A 4,265-nucleotide genomic window follows, 5' to 3' on the forward strand; every position below is an offset into this window, starting at 1 on the left:
GTTGTATGCTTCATGCGCGGCCGTTCTTTCTGTGAATTCAGTCTGGTAACTAAATTCTTACAAGAAAGAGCGGCCGCCCTCGTGAGGCGCGCCGATATCGCTCAATATGGCGCCTGAATAACCCTCCCTGTTCACTGAGGAGAAACATGTCGAAGTCGAAGCGACCTGGGGCATCTACCAGCGCATGATGACCGGCTCTTCACGATCTCAACAAGAAGTTCGAGAAGCAGCTCCTACAGGCGATCATCGACTCCGTCACCGCTGCGGCGCCGGCCACGCTCGGAGCGCAGATCGGTCGCGAAGTCTCGCAGCTCGCCAAAGCCTCACCGAGATACCCAAGTGCATTGTGAGGCTCATGCAAAACTCGCCTGAGCGTCACAAAATCCCAGGTCAGGGGCACCTTTGTTGAGCGCGTGATGCCGTTTTGCATAAGCCTCAGTATTCAGTCACCTGAAATATCATTCCAAACCTGTTCAACTTGTTTTGGTGCGTGATCAGGACGGTGATTCGCAAACAGAAGGCGCACACCGTCAGCGTCATATCTGAAATGCGCATCACAGCAGATTTCGAACTGCCTCGCGATTCACCCACCATTCAGTCGTCAATGATGAGTTCAACTTTCCGTTTAGCACGCGGATCGTAGGACGTCACAATCCATTCTGCAGAAAGTTCCGCACGCACTCGTTTCGCTAATTCAAATCCGTCTTCAAGAAAATTGGCCGGAGCGGCACTGTTAGGTGGGTCGTCAGTTTCGAATTGAGCATCGGCTGCATCGCTCCAGGCCAAAAGATCCCGAACGAGCTCCGAGCTGAGGCCAATCTCATGGCCGACGATACTGTCGATCCCGTATCTCCCGTTAAGCCAAAGCGGGAATTGCGTCCATTCGTAGTGAATGTCCACGTGGGGACGTTCGTTCGGAGCAATCACAGGAAGCGTGATATTGGAATCGCTCATGTGATATTCGCTCCTACGATGAGGCTTATGCAAAATTCGATTGATCGAGGTTCTATTATCGCCATAATTTCACCGAGCAGTTGATCGCTGATGTGGTCGGCGTCTGTCAGTCGACCGTCTCGCGAACGATCGCGTTGGTTGAAGTGATGCTCACTATTGTTGTCAACGACGAGCAGCCGGATGTCGAGGCCGCGCTCCGCGGGACGACGGCCCTCATCGACGGCACCCTCCTCCCATGCTGGTCCTGGGCAGACGCGCCAGAACTGTACTCCGGGAAACACAAGACCACAGGGCACAACTGCCAAGTCCTCGCCGACCTCTCCGGCCGGTTGATCCACATCTCGGATCCCATCGCAGGCAAGCACCACGATGCCCACGCCTTCCGAGAAACCGGGTTAGCCGACACCGTTAACCTCTCGAACATGCTGGCCGACAGAGGTACCAAGGCACCGCAATGGTCACACCCATAAAAAAGCAACCAGGTCAAAAATATCTGCCAGATCACGCGAAGCAACACAACCGCTTCGTGAACACTCACCGGTACGTGATCAAAAGAACAATTGCTCACATCAAAACCTGGCGCATCTTTCCCACCGACTACCGGCGACCACTACACACCTTCCACGATGCCTTCAACGCCGTCCGCGACCTCATCTTCTTCATTCAGAAAGAAACCAATTTTGCAGAAGCCTCCTAGTATTCGATCCGCGTCTCCCGCTGACACTTCACAATCAGACGCAAAATTGTCTGGGTTTTACTCGCCGGCTAGCTCAGCCTCAAGTTGCGCTTTCCACGCGATGTCACCCTTCCAGAACCTCCAGAAATCGTCCTTCTTCTCCTCGTCAGAGAGATTATCGTAGTATGTCCAATCACTCTCAGCAGTGCCCGCTGTGGTGTCCACCGCCCAGCGAAACCGCACTGGGGATTTACCCTGCACGATACGGAGGATGTCGTGCAGCTCCGTGATTCGCGGCCTGACGAAAGCGACATTCTCATAGAAACCGGTATCATCCAAGACGGCAGAGACGCCGAGGACGCGACCGCCGACAATGACAGTCCTGAGGTTACCCTGGACACTTGTGACATTTCCACGACTGTCGTCCGTGATTTTACCTTGCACGTAGAACTTGTCGACTTTATCACCGACCTGCTCCATGGTGAACATAAGAATCTCGTCTTGAATCTCGAATAGCCGTTCGAAACTAGTCTCGTTGTTCATTACAGTTCCCTAATCGATATTTGGTACGGTGTTTGGGAAATTGTCGCCGCCAGGTTTGCCGCCGATTTTATATGTGACATCCAAACTTATTGGTCGTTTGCCGCCGTCGTAGAGAACCTTGATCTCGATATCAGTGACGGCGCGTGGAGGGACGTCGCGTAAAGCATCTTCCCAGGCGCGTTCCATTGCCCTCCATTTCGAGCCCGCGCCGCGGTTGAGAACTTGTGCTTGGCTGACGAGGTTGTCGAGTTCTGGGCTGCCGTCGAAGACATCCGCGATCAGGCGACCCGCGCCATCCGTCGGGAGCTTACCCGGCGTGTTCGGGTCATGCCTGAAGCGAGGGCGACCAACGGGCTTCAAATGGAGGGTCTCGACGATGACCCGCTCGATCAGACCGTCAGCGTCCGTTTCGGCCAAGTAGTTGTGGGTCGTGTCGGGTGCACTCGCACGATATCTCACGTTGGGAAGCAGCGCACCCTTACGGTCCGGATCAAAGGGATCCAGAACCTCCGTCTTCTCGCCAGGAGTAACGCTTCCCGGCCCGTCAACACCACGGGGCCTTTCCTCCGGACCATCAACACCACGAGGCTTCTGCTCCGGCCCGTCAATACCGCGGGGCTTGCCGGTCGCCCCGTCAATGCCGTCTGCTGGCCGTATCGTCGGGGTGAATTCGTTGCTGACTGTCACCCCTCCCGCGCCGATCTGGTTCTTGAGCCACTCCAGGGCACTGGTCGTCCTGCTCGGGTTCGTGATGATGGGTTTCCCGAAGTCGGCGACCTTGTTAGCCTCGCCCAAAACCCCGGTCGTTTTCGCGACCTTCAACGCCACCGCTCCGGGCAGGATGTTCCCAACGATCTGTCCGATCACCACCGGGTTCCCCGCGCGAACCTCGTCAACGAGCGTTGTAACCTGCTGCCACGCCTGGTTACGCACGTCCTCATCGAAGACGAGGGCCTCGATCCCACGCCCCGTGTCACGCAGATTCATCTGCGCCGCACCGCTGACCAGCTGCCCCACGCCAGACCCGACACCAGCGACGAGCTGCCCCGCCCACGACCCGGACTCGACCGCCGACCGCATCACAGTGACGTCATACCATTGGCCCACCTGATCGCTGGCCATCCCGGCCAAATTCAACCCCTCACCGGTCGACGCAATCGACGCGTCGTTAATCGCGCTGTTCACACCCCCCACAATCAACGACCCACCCAGCCCCGCGAACGCCAACGTCGCACCCGCGCTGAACGGCGTCGTCGAGAACCTCCATCTGAAGGACCCCGGCCGTGCTCGCTTCAACCATGGGCGGAACACGCCAGGCAAGCTCCCCACGGACGACGCGGGTCACCTGATCGCGGATGCCTTCGACGGCAGCCCAGCACTCGAGAACCTCGTCAGCGAAGCAGCAGCTTTCGTCCGGACCAGGGCAGCGTCGGCCGAGGGAGTGGGAAGCAGAGGAAGGTCAGCGTCGTTGGCTTGGTGGGACGTACATCCTGTCGGGTGTCAGTTCTTGACCGGTCGGCGTGTCGACGATGCGTTTGCCCTGCTCGTCGATGACGATCTGCAGATCACTTCCCACCGGGAGATCGTAGATACCGATCAGAGCGGGCTCGATCTCGCAAGCATCATTGAAATCGGTGATGCGCCAGTTGTCCGAGTCGGCGAGATACTCACTGCTGTCCGCCGCGCTCATGATCCGCCAGCCATTGTCGACCCGTGCGTTCGAGGGCTCACGCAGCATCCACCGCACCGGAGCGCGACCCTCCCACGCATTCACCGTCATCAGACACGCTCCCGCCCGAGGAATAATCTCCATACGCCGCTTCCATCTCATGAGATCACGTCGATATCTTGCCCGGTCGCCGCAGCATACGCACGAACCTCATCCCGCATGAAACCAAACATGTTGTCCGCAAGATACTGCCCCACGCTGGCCTGACGACGCCGATCGACATGCGCTGTCAAGTCAGGTCGAGAGTGCGCCGTGACCGCAGCAAACGCGGCCCGAATGTATTCGCGGCTGGCAGAAATATCCGTGAGAAGCATCGTCAGTGGAAGGCCGAACCTGGGTGAGCGCAGATTGATGTCCGCCCCG

Annotated in this window: 7 protein-coding genes; 2 read left to right on the plus strand and 5 right to left on the minus strand. The window is 57.7% G+C overall.

The window, feature by feature from the left end:
- Positions 1 to 594: 594 nt before the first annotated feature.
- The gene (locus B0H03_RS16370; protein ID WP_127843966.1) at positions 595 to 954 is read right to left on the minus strand and encodes a hypothetical protein; all 360 of its coding nucleotides are present in this window, start codon (positions 952 to 954) and stop codon (positions 595 to 597) included.
- Positions 955 to 1,100: 146 nt separating this feature from the next.
- On the opposite strand from B0H03_RS16370, the gene B0H03_RS16960 reads away from it, so the two are divergent.
- The gene (locus B0H03_RS16960) at positions 1,101 to 1,424 is read left to right on the plus strand and encodes a transposase family protein (RefSeq protein WP_170062945.1); all 324 of its coding nucleotides are present in this window, start codon (positions 1,101 to 1,103) and stop codon (positions 1,422 to 1,424) included.
- Positions 1,409 to 1,651: a hypothetical protein gene (locus B0H03_RS16965; RefSeq protein ID WP_170062944.1), complete on the plus strand. Its 243-nt coding sequence runs from the start codon at positions 1,409 to 1,411 to the stop codon at positions 1,649 to 1,651. Before B0H03_RS16960 ends, B0H03_RS16965 begins: the two co-directional genes overlap by 16 nt.
- A gap of 57 nt (positions 1,652 to 1,708) precedes the next feature.
- Here the strand turns inward: B0H03_RS16965 and B0H03_RS15830 are convergent, their stop codons facing one another.
- The 4 genes from B0H03_RS15830 to B0H03_RS16375 form a co-directional block, all read right to left on the minus strand.
- On the minus strand, positions 1,709 to 2,173 hold the full coding sequence (locus B0H03_RS15830) for a hypothetical protein (RefSeq protein ID WP_104266472.1): 465 nt from the start codon (positions 2,171 to 2,173) through the stop codon (positions 1,709 to 1,711).
- A 9-nt stretch (positions 2,174 to 2,182) separates the two neighbouring features.
- A complete protein-coding gene (locus B0H03_RS15835; RefSeq protein WP_127843967.1) occupies positions 2,183 to 3,358 on the minus strand; it encodes a DNA/RNA non-specific endonuclease in 1,176 nt (391 codons plus the stop codon).
- A gap of 274 nt (positions 3,359 to 3,632) precedes the next feature.
- Positions 3,633 to 3,953, minus strand: coding sequence for an immunity protein Imm33 domain-containing protein (locus tag B0H03_RS15840; protein ID WP_241560433.1), 321 nt, complete (start codon positions 3,951 to 3,953; stop codon positions 3,633 to 3,635).
- Positions 3,954 to 4,000: 47 nt separating this feature from the next.
- On the minus strand, positions 4,001 to 4,265 hold a 265-nt coding region (locus B0H03_RS16375), incomplete at its 5' end, for a hypothetical protein (protein ID WP_207774261.1).

This window comes from Rathayibacter iranicus NCPPB 2253 = VKM Ac-1602 (assembly GCF_003149025.1).
In the GTDB taxonomy this organism is placed as follows: Bacteria; Actinomycetota; Actinomycetes; order Actinomycetales; family Microbacteriaceae; genus Rathayibacter; species Rathayibacter iranicus.

Coding starts and splice junctions, on each gene's coding strand:
- B0H03_RS16370 (WP_127843966.1), bottom strand. CDS start 954: ATGAGCGATTCCAATATCACGCTTCCTGTGATTGCTCCGAACGAACGT.
- B0H03_RS16960 (WP_170062945.1), top strand. CDS start 1,101: ATGCTCACTATTGTTGTCAACGACGAGCAGCCGGATGTCGAGGCCGCG.
- B0H03_RS16965 (WP_170062944.1), top strand. CDS start 1,409: ATGGTCACACCCATAAAAAAGCAACCAGGTCAAAAATATCTGCCAGAT.
- B0H03_RS15830 (WP_104266472.1), bottom strand. CDS start 2,173: ATGAACAACGAGACTAGTTTCGAACGGCTATTCGAGATTCAAGACGAG.
- B0H03_RS15840 (WP_241560433.1), bottom strand. CDS start 3,953: ATGACGGTGAATGCGTGGGAGGGTCGCGCTCCGGTGCGGTGGATGCTG.